The sequence below is a fragment of the Bacillus sp. SIMBA_005 genome, assembly GCF_046535585.1.
Taxonomy (GTDB): Bacteria; Bacillota; Bacilli; order Bacillales; family Bacillaceae; genus Bacillus; species Bacillus pumilus.
This window is the reverse complement of record NZ_JAWRWI010000002.1, coordinates 22,874-41,091: the sequence shown is the minus strand read 5'-3', so window position 1 is coordinate 41,091 and position 18,218 is coordinate 22,874. Positions and strand designations below refer to the sequence as shown.

The 18,218-nt window shown below is 43.5% G+C and carries 16 protein-coding genes; 9 read left to right on the top strand and 7 right to left on the bottom strand.

From position 1 onward, the window contains the following. Positions 1-49: 49 nt before the first annotated feature. Together SB660_RS02830 and SB660_RS02825 are read right to left on the bottom strand one after the other, a co-directional pair. Positions 50-931: a Cof-type HAD-IIB family hydrolase gene (locus tag SB660_RS02830; RefSeq protein WP_339164166.1), complete on the bottom strand. Its 882-nt coding sequence runs from the start codon at positions 929-931 to the stop codon at positions 50-52. Between the two features lie 197 nt (positions 932-1,128). Beyond that, positions 1,129-2,094, bottom strand: a complete 966-nt coding sequence (locus SB660_RS02825) for an LCP family protein (protein ID WP_003212964.1) — start codon at positions 2,092-2,094, stop codon at positions 1,129-1,131. 271 nt (positions 2,095-2,365) lie between these two features. Between SB660_RS02825 and SB660_RS02820 the strand changes: the two genes are divergently transcribed. After that, on the top strand, positions 2,366-3,730 hold the full coding sequence (locus SB660_RS02820; RefSeq protein WP_144461686.1) for a sugar porter family MFS transporter: 1,365 nt from the start codon (positions 2,366-2,368) through the stop codon (positions 3,728-3,730). 137 nt (positions 3,731-3,867) lie between these two features. Continuing rightward, positions 3,868-5,265 (top strand): glycosyltransferase, encoded by a 1,398-nt coding sequence (locus tag SB660_RS02815; RefSeq protein WP_410581262.1) that lies wholly within the window; start codon positions 3,868-3,870, stop codon positions 5,263-5,265. Positions 5,266-5,278: 13 nt separating this feature from the next. On the opposite strand, the gene SB660_RS02810 is transcribed toward SB660_RS02815, so the two are convergent. The 5 genes from SB660_RS02810 to kduI all read right to left on the bottom strand — a co-directional run bounded on the left by SB660_RS02810 (position 5,279) and on the right by kduI (position 10,703). Next, positions 5,279-6,424, bottom strand: coding sequence for a Ger(x)C family spore germination protein (locus tag SB660_RS02810; RefSeq protein ID WP_268497482.1), 1,146 nt, complete (start codon positions 6,422-6,424; stop codon positions 5,279-5,281). Next, positions 6,421-7,521: a GerAB/ArcD/ProY family transporter gene (locus SB660_RS02805; RefSeq protein ID WP_339164158.1), complete on the bottom strand. Its 1,101-nt coding sequence runs from the start codon at positions 7,519-7,521 to the stop codon at positions 6,421-6,423. The genes SB660_RS02810 and SB660_RS02805 overlap by 4 nt, the downstream gene beginning before the upstream one ends. Positions 7,522-7,524: 3 nt before the next feature. Beyond that, positions 7,525-8,991 (bottom strand): spore germination protein, encoded by a 1,467-nt coding sequence (locus SB660_RS02800; protein WP_180309978.1) that lies wholly within the window; start codon positions 8,989-8,991, stop codon positions 7,525-7,527. 106 nt (positions 8,992-9,097) lie between these two features. Continuing rightward, positions 9,098-9,871 (bottom strand): 2-dehydro-3-deoxy-D-gluconate 5-dehydrogenase KduD, encoded by a 774-nt coding sequence (kduD, locus tag SB660_RS02795; RefSeq protein WP_180309979.1) that lies wholly within the window; start codon positions 9,869-9,871, stop codon positions 9,098-9,100. A gap of 4 nt (positions 9,872-9,875) precedes the next feature. Further along, the gene (kduI, locus tag SB660_RS02790) at positions 9,876-10,703 is read right to left on the bottom strand and encodes a 5-dehydro-4-deoxy-D-glucuronate isomerase (RefSeq protein ID WP_410581258.1); all 828 of its coding nucleotides are present in this window, start codon (positions 10,701-10,703) and stop codon (positions 9,876-9,878) included. 262 nt (positions 10,704-10,965) lie between these two features. On the opposite strand from kduI, the gene SB660_RS02785 reads away from it, so the two are divergent. The 7 genes from SB660_RS02785 (at position 10,966) to SB660_RS02755 (ending at position 18,144) form a co-directional block, all read left to right on the top strand. Beyond that, a complete protein-coding gene (locus tag SB660_RS02785) occupies positions 10,966-11,976 on the top strand; it encodes a LacI family DNA-binding transcriptional regulator (protein ID WP_410581256.1) in 1,011 nt (336 codons plus the stop codon). Positions 11,977-12,062: 86 nt separating this feature from the next. Next, a complete protein-coding gene (locus SB660_RS02780; RefSeq protein WP_410581254.1) occupies positions 12,063-13,079 on the top strand; it encodes a sugar kinase in 1,017 nt (338 codons plus the stop codon). Continuing rightward, entirely contained in the window at positions 13,051-13,650 is a 600-nt protein-coding gene (locus SB660_RS02775; RefSeq protein WP_410581252.1) for a bifunctional 4-hydroxy-2-oxoglutarate aldolase/2-dehydro-3-deoxy-phosphogluconate aldolase, read from the top strand. The genes SB660_RS02780 and SB660_RS02775 overlap by 29 nt, the downstream gene beginning before the upstream one ends. Before the next feature lie 118 nt (positions 13,651-13,768). After that, positions 13,769-14,224 carry a GNAT family N-acetyltransferase gene (locus SB660_RS02770; protein WP_180309981.1) on the top strand — a complete coding sequence of 152 codons (456 nt, stop codon included), beginning with the start codon at positions 13,769-13,771 and terminating at the stop codon, positions 14,222-14,224. Positions 14,225-14,291: 67 nt separating this feature from the next. Further along, complete coding sequence (locus SB660_RS02765; RefSeq protein WP_410581249.1) at positions 14,292-15,293, top strand: substrate-binding domain-containing protein; 1,002 nt, start codon at positions 14,292-14,294, stop codon at positions 15,291-15,293. Continuing rightward, positions 15,290-16,732: a sensor histidine kinase gene (locus SB660_RS02760; protein WP_180309983.1), complete on the top strand. Its 1,443-nt coding sequence runs from the start codon at positions 15,290-15,292 to the stop codon at positions 16,730-16,732. Before SB660_RS02765 ends, SB660_RS02760 begins: the two co-directional genes overlap by 4 nt. Then, positions 16,726-18,144: a response regulator gene (locus SB660_RS02755; RefSeq protein WP_410581247.1), complete on the top strand. Its 1,419-nt coding sequence runs from the start codon at positions 16,726-16,728 to the stop codon at positions 18,142-18,144. Before SB660_RS02760 ends, SB660_RS02755 begins: the two co-directional genes overlap by 7 nt. The last annotated feature ends 74 nt before the right edge of the window (positions 18,145-18,218 follow it).

Sequence of the window (18,218 nt, the reverse complement as noted above, 5' to 3'; positions counted from 1 at the left end):
GCCCGATCAATGCTCGCATCGGACTTTTAGACTTCTCTCTAGGCGCTGATCACACAAGCGTCTTTTTTTCATGGAATTGATTTTGTAAAAGCAAATCAATAAAGTAAGCAACACCGTCTTCATGATTGCCTTTTGTCATATAAGTGCTCTTTTCTTTAATGACATCGACTGCATTTCCCATAGCAATGCGGTGGCCTGCTTCCTCAAACATGGATAGATCGTTGGGGCTGTCACCGATCGCATAAATATGTGAGCGGTCTACGCCATAATGAGCTGCGAGTTTTTTGAGAGCATGTCCTTTCCCAGACTCTTTTGGAAGTACCTCAATGATATGTTTTCCAGAAGAGGTCAATGAAAGCTCAGGCATTTCCGCGAGGAGGTCTCGTGCTTCCTGTAGTTTGTTCATATCAAATGAGAAGCAGAGTAATTTATAGGTTGCTTCATTCGACTCAAAAATCTGGCGGATATCATCCACTGGTTTGATGCCAAATTGTTTGAATTGAGTCATTGCCCCTTCCCATAAATCAGCTATATCCTCATTTGGATTCGCACTTTTGATCACATCAAATTCTGCTTTCAGCTTCTCTTTTCCATCAAAAGGAGAGAGGAGCGCATCGTCCGTGTAGACCTCAAAATAAATGTTTCGTTCTACTAATGCCCTAGCCGCTTGTTTTCCTGCTTCTTGGTCGAGTGTGATGCGGCTGAAAAGTTTGTAGCCTTCAGTATGAACGGTTCCGCCGTTTGCTGCAATAATAGGAATGTCCAAATCGCCAAGCAGTTCCTTCACATCAAAAGTCGCCCGCCCTGTACAGATGGTGACAATATATCCCGCTTCCTTCGCACGAATCAATGCTTCCCGGTTTTGAGCAGATATTTCACTTTTTGTATTTAAAAGTGTACCGTCTAAATCAATCGCAATCATTTTTTTCATCGCTGTCAAATCCTCCTTCATGCATGCAATCGCCTCTTCAAAGTATGTACGATTTCCTTCATTCTCATGAGCAATACGATGCTTGATCCTCTCTACAAGGCTAAACAAAAATGAACGAATGATCAAGGAAATAAGCCAAAGGGGAAAAATCTGCATCATTGTCAATAAGAAAAAGCGCCCCTAGGGACGCTTTCTGTTTATGATAATTCAAGCTGCTTTTTCAATTCAGTCTTCACTTCGTTTAGCTGGTTTTGATCTAATTGGTAATAATAAACTCCGTTTGGCTGGTAATCAGAGCCTTTCAGCTGGATGGTATCTACCGATTTCAATGACGTCAGAAGCGGGAAAAGCCCGACTAGCTCTTTCATTGAAAGGTTGGTCGCGACATTATCACCAAGTGTATCAATGATATTGTCATATGACGGAATAGATGTTAACGATTTTGATTTATCAAAAATGGCTTTTAATACTTCCATTTGACGCTGTCCGCGCATTAAATCACTATCTGCTTTTCTTGTTCTCACATATGCGAGTGCTTGATCACCGTCTAGCGTATGAGTACCTGTTTGAAGCTGTACCTTGCCCTTTGTATCTTTTAGAACCTGTTTAACCACATATTCATCCTTGACGTTAATAGAGACCCCGTTTAGTTCATTGACGATCTCTTTAAATGCTTTGAAATTACTTTGGATCACAAAATCAACCGGAATATCTAGTAAATCTTCGACTGTACTTAAGGTTAAATCTGCACCGCCAAATGCGTGTGCATGTGTAATTTTGTCATAGCCATGCCCTGGAATATTCACGTATGAGTCCCTTGGAATGCTTAATAATTTCACGGTTTTATTTGTACGATTGACGGTTGCTAAGACCATCGCATCGCTTCGTGCTTGTTTCACTGTTTCACCCGGTCTGCTGTCAATGCCAAGCAGCAAGACAGAAAAGCTGTCTTTCCCAGGATCAAAAGCTTCAATCCGTTTGACAGATTGTGCGCCGCGATCTAAAGATACTTGTGCTTTTTTTGCAGCGCTTGTCACTTTATAGTAGGCATAGCCTGTGACAGAAGCGGTTGTCAGTAAAAGAATACCGACTATAAATAGAGTGACTTTCACCCATGGTTTTAAACGCTTTTTTCCTTTGCGTTTGCTTCTTGATTGATCCATATATTTTAAACCCTCGCTATGATTTTTATAGTAAAGATGTCCTTCTTTTTGCTTACAAACTAAAACAAATATACCTTAAAACGGGATATAGTGCGACATTTTTTTCACTAACGCTTAATTGACGTTTTCTTATCGTAAAAAGTTTCAATGATACGCAAATGAAATATATTTGTCATAAAACATCGAAATGTTTGAAGTGACAGAAAGTGAGGAAAATGATTTTCCATAGAGAAACATCCAGTACATACAGAACAAAAGAGGGGTTATGAACATGAAAAATCGGAATGGCTGGCTTTATTTCTTCGGCGCACTTGGCGGCGCCTTATATGGCTATGATACAGGTGTCATTTCTGGCGCCATCTTATTTATGAAAGAGGATTTAGGGTTAAACGCATTTACAGAGGGACTTGTTGTCAGCTCGATTCTAATCGGAGCGATGCTCGGTTCCTCTTTATCTGGAAAGCTGACAGATCAATTTGGGCGGAAAAAAGCCATCATCGCCGCAGCGATTTTGTTTATTATCGGCGGATTTGGTACAGCTCTTGCCCCGAATACGGAAGTGATGGTCTTATTCCGAATTGTGCTAGGGCTTGCTGTCGGGTGCTCGACAACGATTGTTCCATTATATCTATCTGAACTTGCTCCAAAGGAATCGCGAGGAGCACTGTCCTCTTTAAACCAACTCATGATCACATTTGGTATTCTACTCGCCTATATTGTGAATTACGCTTTAGCAGATGCAGAAGCATGGCGCCTCATGCTTGGAATTGCGGTTGTTCCTTCTGTGCTTTTATTATGTGGGATTCTATTTATGCCGGAAAGCCCCCGCTGGCTGTTTGTCCATGGACAGGCAGACCGTGCAAAAGAGATATTATCTAAACTGAGAAAGAGTAAGCAAGAAGTGGAAGAAGAAATTTCTGATATTCAGCAGGCGGAAAGTGAAGAAAAAGGCGGTTTTAAGGAATTATTTGAGCCATGGGTACGCCCAGCATTAATCGCTGGGGTCGGTCTTGCCTTTCTGCAGCAGTTTATCGGTACCAATACGATTATTTACTATGCACCAAAAACATTCACAAGCGTTGGCTTTGGTAATTCAGCGGCCATTTTAGGAACCGTTGGAATTGGGGCAGTGAATGTCGTCATGACGTTTGTGGCGATTAAAATCATTGACCGTGTAGGGCGTAAAGCGCTGCTCTTATTTGGGAATGCTGGCATGGTCTTAAGCTTAATTGTCCTGTCAGTGGTCAATCGATTTTTCGAGGGGTCAACAGCTGCAGGATGGACGACTATTATTTGTTTAGGGCTCTTTATCGTCATCTTTGCTGTCAGCTGGGGTCCTGTCGTTTGGGTCATGCTTCCTGAGCTGTTTCCGGTACATGTCCGAGGAATTGGTACAGGTGTCTCTACCTTCCTCCTTCATACAGGAAATTTAATCATCTCGCTTACATTCCCAACTTTACTAAGCGCGATGGGTATCAGTAATCTTTTCCTTATTTACGCGGTCATCGGCGTAGGCGCCTTCTTGTTTGTGAAATATATGGTGACTGAAACGAAAGGGAAAAGTCTTGAAGAAATTGAAGAAGATTTAAAAAAGAGAAACCGTGCCGTCGCAGGTGACGAAGGAAAAACGGTGTGAACAATGACCAGCTGCCCGTATGCAGCTGGTTTTTCTTTGTTAAACAAACGTTTAATCAAGAAAGGACAATCTCTCATCTTCTGAACGTGCTGCATACGACATACATATGGAACAGGCGGGCGAAAGGTGGAAATGAGATGAAAGGGAAAACGAGCATTGTCATCCTGACATACAACGAACTGCATTTAACGAAAAAATGTATCGACAGCATCAAGCAGCACACCCGAAGTGACCAATATGAACTCATCATCGTTGATAATGCGTCAACCGACGGGACAAAGGAATATGTGAGAGAGCTGAACGATGTGATTTTCATAGAAAATGAAGAAAATCGAGGCTTTGCAAAAGGCTGTAATCAAGGAGCAAAAAAAGCGGCAGGAGATAGCATTCTTTTTTTAAATAACGACACGATCGTCACGGAAAATTGGCTTTCTCCATTAAGAGAGGCGTTATTTGCATCAGAACGCATTGGGATGGTAGGACCAGTCTCCAACTATGTGAGCGGTCCTCAAATGGTCGAGCCAGCGTATACAGATGTGAAGGAACTGCCAGCCTTTGCGAAGAATTATACGGCTGCGAAAAAAGGTCAGAGAACTTATGTACATCGGCTTGTGGGATTTTGTCTGCTTGTGAAAAAAGAGCTCATTGAAGAGGTGGGGTTATTTGATGAGCGGTTCGTGTATGGATCATTTGAGGATGACGACCTTTGTTTGAGATCGTTGCTGAAGGGATATCAGCTTCAAATCGTTCACGATTCATTTGTGCATCATCATGGTCATGCAACTTTTCGAGCGAATCAAGAAACGAACATCTCTACATTGTTTGCAGAGAACAGGCTGCGGTTTTTAGATAAATGGGACATCGACCTCAATCTGATGACCCCTCATCCATACTTTGCGGCTCTGCTGCCTGAAGATGCTGCCTGTGTACTGGATGTGGGATGCGGCGCAGGGGCAACAGGGCTTGAACTAATGAACCGGCAGACTGTTGACATGTACGGCGTAGACGCTGATCCATTAAAAGCAGCCATCGCAAAGGCATATTACAAAGAAGTCATTGAGGCAAAAGCAGATGAGTACCCGTGGTTAGAGAAAGAGGCCTTTTTTGATGCGGTCATTTTTTCGGATGTTTTAGAGCATGTGTCAGATCCTTGGCACATGATTGAACAAGCGCACGCATCTTTAAAGCCAGGCGGTGTGATCATTTGCTGTCTGCCAAACATGATGCATGCGGAGGTGCTTCTCCCGTTAATGACCGGTGATTTTACGTATCAAGATGTAGGAATTTTAGACCGAGGTCACCTGAGGTTCTTCACACCAAACACCATGCGTGCGCTTTTCCCAGATCATTTGTTTGAACGGGTGATCGAGAAGAGGATCAATGTTCCGATTGATCAAAACGTCGAATTGTTTTTTGATGAGGTGGCAAGAGTAGGAGCGTCACTTGGCTTTCAAACAAAAGCGTTGACTGATCAAGTGACCTTGTATCAGCTTCTCATCGTCGTACGTAAAAAAGGCGGCTCCCCTTCGGGATAACCGCCTTTTTGCTTTACCATTTAAAGCTTTTTGTTGCACCTTCTGCCCCAAAGTTCAAAATACTGACTTTGACTTCATATTCGATATCCGCTTCTTGAAAGAGCGCATCCCATTCGTCTCGATGCTTTTCCCAATAGTCAGGGTATTTAATACGAAACTGCCGGCTTAAAAATATGGGATCAACGCCCACCTCTTTTTGTACATGATGAACCGCTTTTTGAATTCTTTGTTTAATTTTATTTGCAAAAAGACGCTCAAATCTTTGGATGTACTGTTCATCGTATGAATTTTCTGGAGGATACTGATCTTCAGAAAGCTTTCCATTTGTGTTGACAATGATTTTAAAGGAAATATGCCCATCTTTCAGAGAAGGTTCAATCTTAGTTTTGGATTTCTTAATTTCGTATGTGATCGGAAAGCCTTTGTAGGTAGCAGGTACAACGCCGCCTGAGATCCGGTCCATCACCCAATTTAAAGATTGAACATCCTTTGCAGGGATGAAACCGATCAGCTTTCGGTTTTTTCCGTGAATGATTCCTGCCCCATCATAGATAAGTTCGCCGTCTATCGCATCTACACTTTGAACAAGGAAGCTAACGCCCATCTGGAAGTAATCAGATGCCCGGCCAATACGGGTTGGCAGCAAAATCTTTCCGTTAAAGTTTCGGTTTTTGGATGTTTCAAAGATATGCTCAACTGGAACCTTTTGCTGTGATTTCAATTTTTGATTGATCACTTTTGATGCATCATCGCGTGATACGAGGAGGTAGCTGCTTCGCCGAACTTCATCATCTCGAATAAAATGATTGAGCGTTCCTTGAATATCGTGATGCTCCGCCTGATTTTTGCCGAAGAGGAAGATTTTTAGATGATCACTATAGATTGGCGGATCCTTTAAGGCGACATTACTGACAGCCTCCAGTACATTTTTCCCCTTCGAGACGACGTTTACATAGCCAGGAGAATCAGCCTCTTGTGTCCCGCCCATCTTCGGTACTAGGTTTTGGTAAGTGAGCTTGACTCCTTGCTGATCTTCCTCATCAATTCCAACGCCGCGCACAAATGATAATTTTTCAATATCCTTTAAGTCCCAGCATCCTGCTGATAGAAGGAAAAGACAGCAGGACAAAAAGATAAACAGTACACGTCTTCCTCTCATGCAGAACGACCTCCCCATTTTTTGCGTATCATCAGCAGAATGGCTGTAATAAAAGGAATGGCTAAAACGGCGAACAACGCGTAGCCGAGTAAAGTAGAGTAGTAAAAGACTTCATTGATATTTCTCGGAAATAAAGAGAGCGCAGAGGTAATCAAAAACAGCAGCCATAGCAGTCTCGTTACATTGGTCGTCTTAAAGACTGTGTGGCATCCTTTAATGGCAAATTGGAAAAAGCCAAGCATGCAAATAAACTGCTGGCACGTCCAGATCGTCAGTAAAAAAATATCAAATCGTTCAATGAAGACCCCTTCAAGTTCTAGTGCTTGAATGAGTGAGACAGTGGGCCAGGTGAGGGATTTCGTTTCTCCAACGGTCATGGAACCAATCACAATAAAGAGCGTGAGAGAATAGATAAGAGAAGTCATTCCAACCCCGATCGCAGCAGCCCACTTTGCTTTCGACCATTTGTCTTTATAAATGAGCGGTACAACAAACAAAATGACCTCAAAGCCTGTAAATTGAATAAATGTTTGAGAGAACAAATTACTGAAATCTTTAAACCCGTGCGCCATCACTGGGCGTAAGTAATCAAAGTCGAATATTTTCAAACTAAACAGCATGAGCCCAATATAAATAATCATCGTCATCGGATATATGTATGTCACCATTTTGACTATTGGAAAAATACCACTTTTCAAATGATAGATCGCCACGAGAAGAAAAATCATCACAATCACTGCCATGGGAGTCGATTCCAGCAGGAAAAATTGGACGACTTCCCCGAGAACACGCGCTTCAAAGCCGACGATGCCTAGTAAATAGACAATCAGTATTAAATTGAAGAATGTGCCAAAGATTGCACCGGCTCCTTTTCTATTTGATTCAAAAATGGTATCCGGCGCATTTTTTTCAGCAATCCATCCTAACAAAAAAGCAACGAAAGCAAAGATGACTCCCTGTAGTAATACAATGATCCAGCCATCAGGGAATCCTGAATTGGCAGAACTGCGAGGAATGGTTAAAATTCCAGCGCCTATCATTGTAGAGCTGCACAGAATGGTGACTTGTAACAATGATAGCTTCTCAGCTCTGTACATCGGTTAATCTCCTTGTCTTTTGAGATTTTTTATTTTTGCTGTTTTCGGTCTCGATTTAAATAGCCCAATTGGTAAACGTACGTACGTATCTTTTAAATCTGAAAACGGTGAAGACAAAACAGGTGTGAAATAGTCAAAACCAAAGGTCTTTAATTGCATCAGGTGACAAAGCACAAATAAATAACACATGATTAAGCCATATAACCCAAGCATCGCTGAACTGAAAATGGCCATAAACCGCAAGATGCGCAGCGGGAAACTAAAGTCATAGGACGGTGCCGTAAAGTCAGCTAGTGCCGTCAGCGACACAATAATCACCATTAAGGCACTGACGATATTGGCTTGGACAGCCGCCTGACCAATGATGACGCCGCCAATGAGCCCAATTGTCTGCCCGATGGCTCTAGGAAGCCGAAGTCCAGCCTCCCGCAGCAGCTCTATCGTAAAAGACATGAGAATCGCCTCAACAACAGGAGGGAACGGAACATTCTGCCGACTGCCTGCGATGGTGAGTGCCATTCGTGTGGGTAATAAGCCTGGGTGATAAGAGACAAGTGCAATGTAAAGTCCGGGTAAAAAAATTGTGAGCAAAACAGCGATATAACGGAGTAAACGTAAAAGAGTCGCGCTAGTCCATCTCTGATAATAATCTTCAGGTGATTGCATCAAGGCTGTAAAGGTCATCGGTAAAATGAGCGCAAAAGGAGTGCCATCGAGTAAAATCGATACTTTCCCTTCAAGCACAGAAGCAATCACCCGGTCTGGACGTTCTGTATTTTGAATCTGCGGAAAAATGGAGATGTGACTGTCCTCAATCAGCTGTTCGATATAGCCGGTTTCAGGGATGTCATCCATTTTGATTTCGGCCATGCGTGCTAAAACATCTTCTACTAATTTGGGATCAACAATATCACGAACGTACACAAGGGCTGCGGACTTTTTATTGCGAGTACCTACATTCACTTTTTGAATGACAAGGTTTGGGTCGTTTGCCCGCTCACGGATTAAAGCCGTGTTTTTTTCAAGATTTTCAATAAAACCGATCCGAGGCCCTCTTACAAGGACTTCCGATTGCGGCTCTTCTACTTCTCTAAATTGAAAAAGGTTCGTTTGGAGTGCAAGTGCTTGAGCCGCGCCATCTACAAATAAAATAGCCCTGCCGCTATATAACTGCTCGATGGCAAGGTTCATATCCTCCAGCACGTCATTTTGGATGCCAAAGAACGTTTTAGACAGGGCTGGAAGCGTACTAGAATCAACTTCGGTGATATCCAGCTCCTTTTGCATAGGTGAAATGATTTGTTTGGAAAGCATCTCAAATTCTGTGAGTCCTTCAATGTACATGAGACATGCAGAGATAGCAGAAGGGCCAAATGAAAATGAGTGGAACACGATATCATCACTTTTCCCGGCAAAGCTTTTGACGCGCTTGATGACGGACGCTATATCTTGTTCAATACGACTTTTCATAATACCTCACCCTCATGTCATGTTTTTTATAGAGTGACTCGGATGGTGGAGAATTATGCAAATAGAAAAAAGAGAATTCCTGCAAATAGGAATTCTCTCGTCTGTTTTATCTCGCAAGCCAGCCGCCATCAACAGCTAAAATATGACCGTTCATATAATCAGAGGCTGGTGAGCTAAGGAAAACAGCAGCACCGGCTAGATCCTCAGGCTTTCCCCAGCGACCGGCAGGGATTCGTTTGAGAATCTCATCATTTCGATTCTCATCGTCCCGAATGGCTTGCGTGTTATTGGTCGCAATGTAACCAGGAGCGATCGCATTCACTTGTATTTGCTGGTTCGCCCATTCGTTTGCAAATGCCTTCGTCAGCCCTGCGACTGCGTGTTTACTTGCTGTATAAGCGGGGACAAAGACGCCGCCTTGAAATGATAGAAGGGAGGCAATATTAACAATTTTCCCTTGACCAGTTTTCAGCATCTGCCGCCCAACCCTTTGGGTGAGGAAAAAGAGACTATTGATATTCACATCCATGACCGTATGCCAGTCTTCCTCTGAATAATGAGCGGCCTGCTCTCTTTTAATGGTGCCAGCATTATTGATTAAGATATCGATCGTATGCTTTTGTAACATGGCATCGACAGCCTGCTTTGCAGTTTGAGGGTCGGAAAAATCAATCTGAACCGCATGAAACGAGCGGCCCGCCTGTTCGACGAGCGCTTTCGTTTCCTCTAGCGGTGTGTGGTGGTATGTGCCGATAATATCTGCGCCTGACCTGGCAAGGGCCACAGCAATGCCCTGCCCAATGCCGGTTCCAGGACCTGTCACAAGGGCTGTTTTGCCTTCAAGAGAAAAGAGGGACGCTACATAGGATGCTGTCGTCATCGCATTACCTCAGCTGGTCCATTGGGACAAAGTCCATATCTTTGAACGTATAGTTCTCGCCCGCCATCGCCCAAATAAATGAATAATTCGCTGTACCCGAACCTGAATGAATGGACCAGGCAGGAGAAATGACCGCTTCCTCATTGGCCACAACGAGATGTCTTGTTTCAGATGGCTCCCCCATAAAATGAAAGACACGAGCATCTTCTTCGATATCAAGATATAAGTACACTTCCATACGCCGATCATGAATATGAGCGGGCATCGTATTCCACGTGTTATTGGTTTCCAGTTGAGTGATTCCCATCATGAGCTGACAGCTTTGAATACCGTTTGCGTGGATGACTTGATACAAGTTTCGTACGTTTGAAGCAGACGCTTCCCCTAAGTGATTCGGTGTTAATTCAGCGATGGCAGCTTTTTGCGTAGGGTACGCTTTGTGAGCGGTGGCTGATACAAGATAGAACTTGGCTTCTTCGCCTGATGAACTAGCAAACTGTACATCTTCGTGTCCAAGTCCAATATATAAGAAATCTTTGTGCTCCAGTACAAAGGCTTCACCATCGACAGTGACCGTTCCTTGACCGCCGACATTTACAATGCCGATCTCGCGTCTTTCAAGGAAATACTCCGTACGTAGAAAGTCGCCGGCATCTAATTTGAGCGGTTCTGCAGACGGCATGACCCCGCCAATCACCACACGGTCCTCATGCGAATAGTAGAGCTTCAATTCACCGCTGACGAATAGTGTAGGAATATGAAAATGACGACGAAGTTCCTCTGTTGTAAAACGCTTGACCTGCTCAGGATGTACAGCATAACGATTTTCCATTTGAAATAAGCCTCCCTTTCCATCTGAAACAAAATGTAGGTATTTTATTTGGTATCGGTTTCAAGGAAAATTTTAGAGGAAAAAGAGAGTGTCGTCAACCGTTATTTTGAAATCGCTTTCTTTTTGTTTATTTAAATGATTATTTGCCATCTTCAAGCAAAAAAATCTTCTGGAATACAAGAAATTATGATATGCTCTTTTTAAGTTATTTGAAATCGGTTTCGAAACAAATGAGAAGACATTGATTGTGGGAGTTTTTTGAATGAAAGAGAAAAAGCAAACGAAAGTGACCATCAACGAAGTGGCCGCTTATGCAGGTGTTTCAAAATCAACTGTATCCAGATATATCAATGGCAGAACAAATGAAATTTCTATTGAAAAGGTCAAAAAAATTAAAAAAGCCATTGAAGAACTGCATTATCGTCCGAGTCAGCTCGCTCAAGGATTGAAAGTAAGAAAAAGCAAGGTCATTGGGTTTATTGTAGCCGACATTACAAATCCATTCTCTGTTGCCACACTTCGCGGAGTCGAAGAAATTTGTGATGAATATGGATACAGCATTATGGTATGCAATACAGATAACCGGCCAGAAAAAGAACGAGAAATGCTCCTCAAGCTGAATGCGCATTATATTGAAGGGCTCATCATCAATACGACAGGCCAGAATAATGACATTCTGCAGGATTTTAAGAAAAACGGTGTGCCGATTGTCCTTGTTGACCGGAAATTACCTGAACTAAAATTCGACACAGTGACAACGAATAACCGTGATATCACAATCCAGCTGCTTCAACAAATGTATGAGAGAGGCTATGAGCACATCGCCTTCTTTACTGAGCCGGTCGATGGGATCAGTCCTCGTGAAGAAAGAAAAGAAGCATATGAACAGACAGCCATGAGTAAACATAAGAAGCCGCTCATTGTAGAAATTGATTTGAAACAAAAGGAACAACTGCGAGAAGAACTTGTCCATTTTGTCCAATCAAACCAGCAGAAAAAAGCGATTTTAGCAGCCAATGGATTACTTATGCTGAAGCTGATTAGTGAGCTTGTAGACCTCGGATTAAAGATTCCAGAAGATATAGGCATTGCAGGTTTTGATGATACAGAATGGTATAAGCTGATTGGGCCTGGAATCACAACGGTTGCCCAGCCATCTCATGAAATGGGGAAAGCCGCCATGCAAAAAATCAAGACTCGGCTTGAAGGGGATGAAAGTGCGCCCCAAACCATTCAGCTTGATGGAGAAATCATCGCAAGAAAATCCTTATAAACAACAGACAGAGAAGAGTATACATACGTGCATGCTCTCTCTTTTTCAACTAATTTGAAACCGGTACCATGAAAGGGGAGAAATGAGTGAAAGCATTGAATGCGGTCACATTTGGGGAATCAATGGCGATGTTTTACGCAAAAGAAGCCGGGGAGCTTCATCAAGTGCATACATTTCAAAAGGCGCTTGCTGGTGCCGAAAGTAACGTGGCAGTCGGTTTAGCGAGGCTAGGTTTTGATGTGGGATGGATGAGCAAAGTAGGAGCAGATTCACTTGGCACATTTATTTTAGAAGAGCTTCAAAAAGAAGGAGTCGATACAAGTGCAGTGATTCGTTCAAATGATGGGGCTCAAACAGGGATCTTACTTAAATCCAAAGTGATAGATGGAGATCCTGATGTCACGTATTATCGGAAAGGCTCTGCTGCGAGCACGATGAGTCCAAGCGACTTTCCCGTGAATTATTTCAAGCAGGCAGGACATCTCCATATGACAGGTATTCCACCTGCGTTATCCAATGAAATGAGAGCGTTTTCTTTTCATGCTCTTCAAAAGATGAAAGAGGCAGGCAAAACCATTTCATTTGATCCAAACCTTCGGCTGCAGCTATGGGAAGAGGAAGAAGATATGATCCATACAGTAAATCAGATGGCTTTTCAAGTGGATTGGTTTTTTCCGGGGCTTGCAGAAGGGCAAAGGCTCACAGGCTGTCACGAGCCGGAAGAGATTGCAGATGTTTATTTGCAAAAAGGCGTCAAGTTTGTGGTCATTAAGCTCGGTGCAGAAGGTGCCTTTTATAAAAGTGCAGCCAGTCAGGGGATTGTGAGCGGCTTTTATGTGCCCAATGTCGTGGATACAGTCGGTGCCGGTGATGGATTTGCCGTGGGGGTCATCAGTGGTTTACTGGACGGTTTATCATATGAAAAATCTGTGACAAGAGGCAATGCTGTAGGGGCTCTTGCGGTGATGTCTCCAGGCGATAAGGACGGTCTGCCTACTCGGGAAGAGCTTCAGGCTTTTATGAAGGAAGCCAAACGATATCACAGACGGGAATATATGAAGGGGGACGAAGGATATGGGAAAGTCAGCAAGTTTGAGCGTTAAAGAGCGTCTTGCGGCTTGTAAGCTGATCGCAGTGGTGAGAGCGGGGAGCGAAGCAGAAGGCATTGAGATCATTGAGCGTTTAAAGAAAAAAGGCGTTCGTGCCATTGAAGTGACGTATACCACGCCCAATGCGGAACGCATCATTGCATCTTTTCAGCATGAGCAAGATCTGATTGTAGGAGCAGGCACAATCACCACTCTTCAGCAGGCGCAGTCAGCCATTGGCGCAGGCTCACAATTTATTGTCAGTCCAGGATATCTTCCTGTCATTGGAGAGCATCTCTCGTTTCACGACACACTCTATGTACCAGGTGTCCTCACCCCAAGTGAAATCATGCAGGCAAAAGCAGCTGGATACTGCTTGCTCAAGCTTTTTCCAAGTGGCTCCTTCGGTTTATCCTATATGAAAAACTTACAAGGCCCATTTCCAGACATTGAATTTATTCCAACGGGAGGTATTCATCCAGCCGATGTGCCAAACTGGCTGAAAGCAGGCGCAGTGGCAGTAGGGGTCGGAAGTCAGCTTGAAAGCAGTACGGCAGAAGAATTACAAGCGGTTCTTTCTTCATAAATAGGTGTTATCAAATGAACAACTGGCAGGTGAATGCTGGTTGTTTGTTCGTTTATCTGACATAACAGCTGGTGAATACTGACTCTTCACGTACAATGATCGTGAAGGAGTGATAGATGTGTACATTCAACAAGATACACTCACGGATGGACAAATAGAACAGCTGATTACCGCTCATATAGAAGAAATGAAAGAGCATTCCCCGCCAGAAAGCATTCATGCCCTTCCGTTAGCTGATTTGAAAAAGCAAGATGTCACAGTGTGGAGTGTACGGGATGGAGAGGAGCTTCTTGGCTGCGGAGCGTTAAAGGAGCTGTCAAGAGAGCACGGTGAAATCAAATCCATGAGAACCGCAGCTCTCCATCTGCGAAAAGGTGTAGCGAGGTATATGCTGAACCATCTTCTCCAAGAGGCAAAAAGGCGCGGTTATTCACGTGTCAGCTTAGAAACAGGTGCGATGTCTTTCTTTGAGCCAGCAAGAAAACTATATGAGAGTGTTGGGTTTTATATTTGTCCGCCTTTCGGTTCATATCAAGAAGATCCAAACAGTTTATTTATGACAAAGGAATTATAGAGGTCGAGAGAGTATGCTTATAAGCAGCTCTTTTTTTATGCGCAATTTTTGAAAGGGGGAGGATGTGGTGAAAGTATCAAAGTGGATCGGGCTGGGCGCCTTTCTCACTTTTTGTGTCGTATCTGTCATTTTTTTAACATCATTAGGTCAAGATTTATTTAAAATTGAAAGCGCTTCCGAAAAAGCGTCATCAACTTATCAATATCACTTTGTCCTTGTACCTGAGGAACTTGATAATGAATATTGGCAGCTGGTCCAAAAGGGAGCTGCTGATGCGGCAGCCGCTCATCGCGTGTATTTAGAATATTTGGGTCCGAAGCAAGCCGATATAGATGATCATTTGAAAACCATTGATATGGCAATCGCAGGGCATGTTGATGGCATTATGACACAGGGACTTGATGCGAAAAAATACAAACCGCTTTTTCAGAAGGCGAGGGAAAAGGGCATTGATGTTGTCACCGTTGATACAGATGCAGAGGGGAGCATGCGTCAAGTGTATGTAGGCACGGACAATTATTATTCAGGCTTTATCGCAGGACAGGCACTCATCGCAGATACAAAAGGCGAACAGTACGTAGGAATTGTCACAGGCAGGCTTGATGCCGTTCATCAAAAGCAGCGCGTCAAAGGATTTCGAGATGCCGTCGCCGCTGAAAAACGCATTCATATTGCTGGAATAGAAGAATCAGCCATTACAAAATCAGGGGCCTCCGGTGCCGCGTATAAACTATTAAACGATCATGCAAAGCTCACTGCATTTTACGGCACGAGTGCATTAGATGGTGCAGGTATCATTCAAGCAACAGCGCAATATCGATCGTCCACAGATGTCTATGTACTCGCATTTGATACATTGCCAGATACGATTCAGGCGCTCGATGATGGAAAGATTGATGCCGTCGTTGTTCAGCATCCTTATGAAATGGGCTACCAAGCAGTGGAATCGCTTGTGCGTTTGCAGAAAGGTGAAAAAGAAGAGCCTCTTCAGTACACAGGAACGAGTGTGATTCGGCAAGAGGATCTGCCGCTACAGCAAACAGACAGAAGGAAGGGGGTGCAGCCGTGAGAAGGATTCGAAGTAAGTTGTTACTGGCATTTTTAACCCTTGTATTCCTTGGCAACGTGGCCGCTTTTTTCGTCTATTGGAGCAGCTCGAATATCGTATCAGAATATAGCAGAAGCTTTCGTTCTTTTCTCCTGCTTAATGATATATCGACAGAGGCAAAAACGATGTATGAAAAGGTCAATGCGTATGCGATTGAAAAGGATCAGCAGTTTGCCAAAGAATATCTAGCTTCAAAACAAAAAATGAAATCCTACGACCAGGCATTGCGAAAAGATGCCGGGCTTCATGCGGCAATTCCTTCTATTGAAAAATATCAATATATGATGCGGACGCTCATCAATGAGAGTGATGCGACCATGACACATGTAAAAGAAGGAAAAATCAAAGAATATGCAGCAAGTGTGAAGGAAGTAAGAACCGTCTCCTCCTACATACAAGAGCAAACAATGACCTTGCTTGATGATGAATTGTCTGAGTATCAAGTACTCTATCAATCTTTGCAAAAAAGACACCAAACCTATGCGCTCTTTACCCTATGTTTGTTTACGCTGTCCATTGGAGTCGCATTATGGATGGCGTATATGATTGCTGGCGGGATTTCAAGACCGATCGTCCATCTCTCTCGAAGCGTAAAGGAAGTATCAGAAGGAAACTTTGATGGAGCGGACTTGCATGTCACCTCAAAGGATGAAATTTCTGTATTAAATGAGGCCTTCCAGCGAATGCGTCAAGAGATGAAAATGATGATTGAAGAGATGAAACAAAAGGCAGCTTTAGATCAAAAAATCAAAGATATGAAGCTGAAAACGCTGCAAAACCAAATGAACCCACATTTTTTATTTAATACCTTAAACATCGTCTCACGCATGGCTTACTTAGAATCAGCGGATGCCACATCAAGGTTGATCCAATCTGTTTCCACTCTCATGCGCTATTCGCTGTCAGCTCTCAGTGCATCCGTTACGCTCGAACAAGAAGTAAAAGTGGTCAAAGAATATTTTCATATACAAGAAACAAGATTTGCCGATCGTATTACATGCAAAACGACCATAGATGAATCGTGTTTATCTGTACGTATCCCAAGTCTCACCTTACAGCCGCTTGTTGAAAATGCCTTTATTCATGGCGTAGAACCAAAGGAGGAAGATGGACTTGTCGAGCTCTCGATCTATCAAGAAGGCGGCTATGTGATGATTCGGATTCGTGACAATGGGATGGGAATCAATGAACAAGAGAAAAGAAGATTGCTATCAGAAAAAGAAGAGGAAGATCCAAACATGTTGAGTAAAGGGCATTCAACGGGAATCGGTCTTCGAAATGTGATGTCAAGGCTGCGTTTGTTTTATGGGGTACAAGATGCCCTTCAAATTGACTCAAATCCAAACGAAGGCACCACTATTCAATTGGCTATTCCGATGAAGGAGGGACCGGCATGCTGAACGTGCTGATTGTAGATGATGAAAAGATAGAACGGCTAGCGATGCGGAAGTTCATGACCGATTGGCTTCCAGAGTGTCATATCGCAGGAGAAGCTGAAAATGGAAAAAAGGCGGTTGAATTCGTGCGGACTGAGCCCGTTCATCTTGTGCTCATGGATATTCAGATGCCTGGAATGGATGGATTGACAGCGATCAAGCAAATCAAAGCGATCAGTCCTCAGACAAAATTTATTATGCTGACAGCCTACGATACGTTCGATTATGCCAAGCAAGCGATGCAGGAAGGAGTGAAACAATATCTCGTCAAACCGGCTGACAAAGATGAAACCATCGCCGCCATTCGAACGGTTGCGGCAGAGATTCAGCAGGAGGCGTCTCAGCGGCAGGCGATGGCGGCCGGTCAGCAGTCAAAGTGGCTTGAAGCTCATGTCATAAACGGACAATCCTATACTTCCGCGGAGTTTCGACAACTGTTTCATGAATTCGAAGCAGGTCTTGTCATCGCTGTACAGCGGACAATCGGGAATCAGTTGTTGATTCATTTACAGACATCTCCCCTTTTTCATACGGTGCCGATTCAGGTGAGTGGTGAGCTGTTTACATGTCTCATTTATCGTCACCAAGCGCCTGGTCAGTTAAAGGCAGATGTCTTGCAGGCGATTCGAACTGCCACAACCAACGATCAGCCTTCACCTGTCGTTGGCATGGGACACCCGGTCTCAAATCCGCTTTATCTTCAGAAAAGTGCAGCAGAGGCGAAGCTTTCCTATTATCAGCGGAAAAAGAGTCCTGGCGTTGTTCGTTATGGCTTTTACCAAACAGAAGAACAGTCCCATCCATTGATCCATCTGCCTGAGCTTGCAGACGATATGATGCAGGCAATGGAAGAAGGGAGAAGAGAGGAGGCGCTCGCTTTATTCGATGCTTTTGAACTAGAGGGGGCGACCCTGTCTCAACTAAAAGAGCTGCTGATCTTATTTAAATCACGACTCCGAACAGACTGGCCTATATTAACGATCAACACCGCAGCAGAATGCCGCCAGTGCTGTGAATATTTATTTGACGTGTACGAAGCAAGAAACCAGACTGTGAATGATATTGAGCGGGCAAAGCGCTACATCAAAACGCATTTTTGTGAACAGATCACGCTGGAGCAGACTGCGGCCTATGTTGATTTAAGTCCGACCTATTTCACAAAAAGGTTTAAAGACGAGACAGGGCTGACATTTAAAGAGTATGTGACTGCCTGCCGGCTGGATAAAATCAAAAGGCTTCTCAAAGACAGCTCGCTTAGTTTAAAAGAAATTACCTATCAGGCAGGATATACAGACCCTAATTATGTCAGCCGTGTGTTTAAGAAGATGGTCGGCTGTTCACCGAAGGAATATCGAAAACAGACCGTAAAAAAATGAAGAATTTCATAAAAAAGTGAAGAAGTTTGCCTGAAAAAAAGCAAGGATCTGCCATTATACTTATGATGATAACG